General features: G+C 39.2%; 3 protein-coding genes and 1 pseudogene. 1 reads left to right on the top strand and 3 read right to left on the bottom strand.

Annotated elements, in window-relative coordinates:
• Window positions 1-449, top strand: a 449-nt coding sequence (locus tag AFK68_RS36570; RefSeq protein ID WP_210407340.1) for a hypothetical protein, incomplete at its 5' end; no start/stop codon positions are given.
• A gap of 1,407 nt (window positions 450-1,856) precedes the next feature.
• Here the strand turns inward: AFK68_RS36570 and AFK68_RS10300 are convergent.
• The 3 genes and pseudogenes from AFK68_RS10300 to AFK68_RS10290 all read right to left on the bottom strand — a co-directional run bounded on the left by AFK68_RS10300 (window position 1,857) and on the right by AFK68_RS10290 (window position 4,761).
• Window positions 1,857-2,816, bottom strand: a complete 960-nt coding sequence (locus tag AFK68_RS10300; protein ID WP_246844101.1) for a penicillin-binding protein 2 — start codon at window positions 2,814-2,816, stop codon at window positions 1,857-1,859.
• A 418-nt stretch (window positions 2,817-3,234) separates the two neighbouring features.
• A pseudogene (locus tag AFK68_RS10295) lies at window positions 3,235-3,933 on the bottom strand (penicillin-binding protein 2); the annotation flags it as partial.
• A gap of 255 nt (window positions 3,934-4,188) precedes the next feature.
• The gene (locus AFK68_RS10290) at window positions 4,189-4,761 is read right to left on the bottom strand and encodes a hypothetical protein (protein ID WP_094672624.1); all 573 of its coding nucleotides are present in this window, start codon (window positions 4,759-4,761) and stop codon (window positions 4,189-4,191) included.
• Between the last annotated feature and the right edge of the window lie 85 nt (window positions 4,762-4,846).

Below are 4,846 nucleotides of genomic sequence, written 5' to 3'. Positions count from 1 at the left end.
TGAAGGGTAATGCTTACGGTGCCGGATGTAGTTACAGTGGTTTAGGAAAAACTGTTTCTCTGTATTCCTATCGTGACCCCCATGTTAGTCGAACTCTTGATGTTTTTGCTGGTTTAATAGATTATATCAAGGATGTAGATTGGACTCAGACTGATGTTGACCGTGCTATTATTGCTACAACTCAGGATGATTCTCCAGTGTTGCGTCCAGAGACAGCGACAGGTTTAGCTTTGGAACGTTATCTGACAGCAAAAAGTTCAGAAGTCAGGGAAGAACGTTATGAGCGATCGCTGAAAGCTACAGTAGCAGATGTGAAACAAACTTTGTTAGATGTGTTTACTGCGGGGATGGAACGTAATAATATTTGCGTCATGTCTTCTCGCGAGAAATTGGAAGAAGCAAACCGTCATCGCGAAGCAGATCCATTGAACATTTCTGATATTATGTAATTTAGGAATCGTAGGGGTTTGGTCTCCAAACCCCCAACAGTGCATTAGGGTGGGTTTATCTAAATCTTAGAGTAAGCATCAAAATTTCCACTAAAACCCGCCCCTACTATTGCACCATTTAAAGTGTGTCAGTCCAGTAGTGGACTGTTTCAGCTAAAACTGTGCAATAGGGAATCAGACTCTGTAGTGGCGGGTTTCACCATAGGGACGTTGCACAGGCAAAAATGCGTTTTCCGTTCCGGAATGCTCCGCTTTCCATGTCGCTCCGCGTTTTGCTGGCGCACAACTTTCCTGACGGAATGCTCCTAATTACGCACTTCGGCTGTCGCCGACATATAAAGCGGAGCTTTGCGTCAGCAAAACGTCCGTACAACGAGTTTTCACATTGAGTCAGATAANCCCGCCCCTACTATTGCACAATTTAAGGTGTGTCAGTCCAGTAGGGTGCGTTTCGGCTGTCGCCGACATGAAAAGCGGAAGCGTAACGCACCGAAATATTATACCATTTCTCAAAAACTTTTCTACATTTGATTGAAGTAGGGGAGTGGGGGTGGTATGGACGTTGCATGCAACGTCCGTACAAACAAGAATAATTAATGCTAAATTACTTCAAACTAACAATAAAGTAATTACCTTAGTTTAATTATTTATAGCAGGGAACACTTAACTGGGAACAGGGAACAGTGGGAAAAGTGTTTCCGTGGTCTTTGATTCATCATCAGTCTATGTCCTAATCGCCCTNCTAAATTACTTCAAACTAACAATAAAGTAATTACCTTAGTTTAATTATTTATAGCAGGGAACACTTAACTGGGAACAGGGAACAGTGGGAAAAGTGTTTCCGTGGTCTTTGATTCATCATCAGTCTATGTCCTAATCGCCCTGGCTGTTGCTATAATAACTGAAGTTTGATCTAAGTATAACGTTAATGCATGGGAATTGGTATTAGACATCTCCAATAATAAAAAATCAAATCAATTATCCCACAGTTTGGGATGGACGGTGCGTTACATTTATCCCACAGTTTGACATGGGCGGTGCGTTACATTTCATTTTTCGTATAGGGAATGCTCCGCTTTCCATGTCACGCAGTGAANTCAAATCAATTATCCCACAAAAATCATCCAATATTTTTCCCGACTTCCTACTCCCTGCTTTAGCTAACTTAGTGAAAATTTGCCCAGAACAAATTCTGTTCAAATTTTAGTATTAGATATCTCCAATAATAAAAAATCAAATCAATTATCCCACAGTTTGGGATGGACGGTGCGTTACATTTATCCCACAGTTTGACATGGGCGGTGCGTTACATTTCATTTTTCGTATAGGGAATGCTCCGCTTTCCATGTCACGCAGTGAAACGCACCCTACTGGACTGGACTCTAGCCATTCCCTACTCCCTACTCCCTACTCCCTCTTATCAGAAGGAGGAATTTGCTCAATATTAATCAAAGACTTAATCACCGACTTAACAACAGGAGCAGCAACCTTTCCCCCACTACCCCTAACAGGTTCATCAATAACAGCCAAAACTACATAACGGGGAGACTCCACTGGCAAAATACCCACAAAACTTGTAATTTTAGCACTCTTAGAATAACCTCCAGTTTCAGAAGCTTTTTGCGCCGTACCAGTTTTGCCAGCAATTCGATATCCACGCAGTCTAGCTCTTTTACCAGTACCACTCTCAACCACCTTTTCCATCATTGCCAAAACTTTTGTCGTAGTGTCAGAAGAAAAAACTTGTTTAGGTTGTGGCAAAGGTAACTGCCAATATGGTTGCCCCTTACTATCAAATAATCCACGGACAACATGGGGTGTCACCAGTTTTCCCCCATTTGCTAAAGCTGCATTCAGTTGCGCTAGTTTTAGAGGAGTCAGAGAAAACCCCTGACCAAAAGCAGTAGTCGCTGCTTCCACCGGTACCATTAAAAACTGGTTTCTACCCTTCAAAATGTTAGCTGCTTCAAAAGGTAAGTCTGCACCAGTAGTATCTTCTAATCCTAACCGTTTGAGACCATCATAAAAAACAGCTCGTGGCATTTGTTCAATAATTTTAACCATACCGATATTACTAGAATCTCGAATAATCTCAGTTACACTCCGGGCACCACCGCCACCACCGGAATTAAATATGGACCAACGACCAATCCTCATTCTGCCTGTGTCATAAAATACACTATCTTCTTCAATCGCTCCTACCTCTAAAGCTAAGGCCACATTTATTGGTTTAAAGGTCGAACCTGGTTCATAAACATCTGTTACGGCCCAATTTTTGAACAATGTCACGTCATAGTTATAGTATTGATTGGGGTCATAAGAAGGTTCCGATACTAGAGATAATATAGAACCATCAGTAGCGTCCATGACAATGACAGTGCCTCGCTTGGCCTCATATTCTTCTAACTGTTGTTTAAGTATTGCTCGTACAGATCGTTGCAAGCGAGAGTCAATAGTTAGATGCAGGGAAAGGTCATCTAACTGTAAAAAACCTGTGGTTAGTTTATCGGGTACTAGAGCGCCTTTGATTAAGCGCCGAAATTGGATTGTTTCTATAGAGCGTTCTAAGAGATTTTGTTGACTATATTCAATTCCAGCTTGACCTTTGCTTTCTCCATCTACATATCCTACTACTTCAGCTACTAATTCTTTCTGAGGATAGAGACGTTGTGGGTGTTGAATTAATTCTAAGCCATCAATATATAAATCAGTAATTTTATTTGCACTTTCTTGAGATATTAAGTCGGCAATTTTTATACCTGTCTCTCTTTGATTGAATATTTGNATATTCAATTCCAGCTTGACCTTTGCTTTCTCCATCTACATATCCTACTACTTCAGCTACTAATTCTTTCTGAGGATAGAGACGTTGTGGGTGTTGAATTAATTCTAAGCCATCAATATATAAATCAGTAATTTTATTTGCACTTTCTTGAGATATTAAGTCGGCAATTTTTATACCTGTCTCTCTTTGATTGAATATTTGGAGTAAGTCATTGGAAGTTAGGGTTTTTTCCAAATTTGCTCCTTCTAGAACAGTTGATAATTGATAAGCAACTTCTTGTTTTGAGCGGTTAAATATTTTGGGGTGAGCATAGAGAGTGTATGCCACTTTATCAATTGCTAAAACATTCCCGTTTCTATCAACTATTGGGCGTCTAGGAATGAAAGGATTTGATTGTACAGTTTGCTGTTGTTGGGCTATTTTTTGTAATGCTTTGCCCTGCACAACTTGTAAACGAAATAGGTTAATTATTAGTCCTAATAAGCCTAACATCAGAAGTATCCAGACTTGGTAAAGTCTAGATGTTCGACATTTTTCATAGTTTTCCTGAGAAGCTGTTGAGGGTGATCTTTTAGGGGTATTTTTAACAGCATCTGCTTCATCTTGAAGCTTTTGATTTTTGAGATGAGACCTAGATTTTTCTCTTTGTTTGCGGTTGAAAGACCTACGAGGAAGTTGGGAATTTGAAGGATAGTTCATTTCAGTTAGCCTCTTTCAGAGGAACTTCGTTAACAGTTATCAGTTATCAGTTATCAGTAGCTCTGGCTAAAGACACTAATTAAAAAAAAGAATGCTATACTTAGGTGAAACTTCAGTTATTGAAATTATTAAGTAATTAACACTGGCTTTTTAATTTTTTTAATAATTAGCAAACCAGGAGCGTGTTAATTATTCTTATGTTTATTACTCCCCTACTCCCTTACTCCCCTACTCCCCTACTCCCCCGCTCAAGATTCAATATCCCACTGGTGTTTTGAAGAGATATTTATGAGCTGAACTAGATTCTAGATAAGGTTGAGGAGGATTAGGGGCAGGACGTGGAGGTGCTGGTTCTAAAAATATCCTCTTTACAGAATCTCGTGAAGTTAAACCATTATCAGAAGTTGATGCTTGTTCAGCTATATGGTTTTTCAAGAGTTCATTAGCAACACTTATCTGCTGTTCCTTTTCTCTAAGTTTTTGTAATTGTTGATATTCTGTTGTCCATTTAGATTGGCCATAAATTGTTAAGCCATAAAAGGCCACACTCGCACTTGCTAATAATACCGTGACAATGGATGAAGTAAATTGTGTTGCCATCAAAGATTTTAACCAGAGCGCTTTGGACTGGGGTAGGGAGATGACTTGAGCCATATTCTGTACTTGAGTTGTTTCTAAGTCTGTACTCTGTTCAGAGATATAGTTACCATCAGATAAGTTTTTTTCTGTTGATTTCTGTGGCCTAACTGATTTTTTTGATATAACAGAAAAATTAGTTTTTGTGGACTTATTACTTGGGGTTGGAAATGTACTTCTAACTGCGACCATTTTATAGTTTACCTATACTAACATCTATAATAATTACAAAATACAATAGTATTTACTCTTGAGTATATGTTTTAACTTGTTGCGG

The organism is Hydrocoleum sp. CS-953 (assembly GCF_002260545.1).
Taxonomy (GTDB): Bacteria; Cyanobacteriota; Cyanobacteriia; order Cyanobacteriales; family Microcoleaceae; genus Trichodesmium.
The sequence above is the reverse complement of the archived record's forward strand: the minus strand, read 5'-3'. Positions and strand labels throughout refer to the sequence as shown.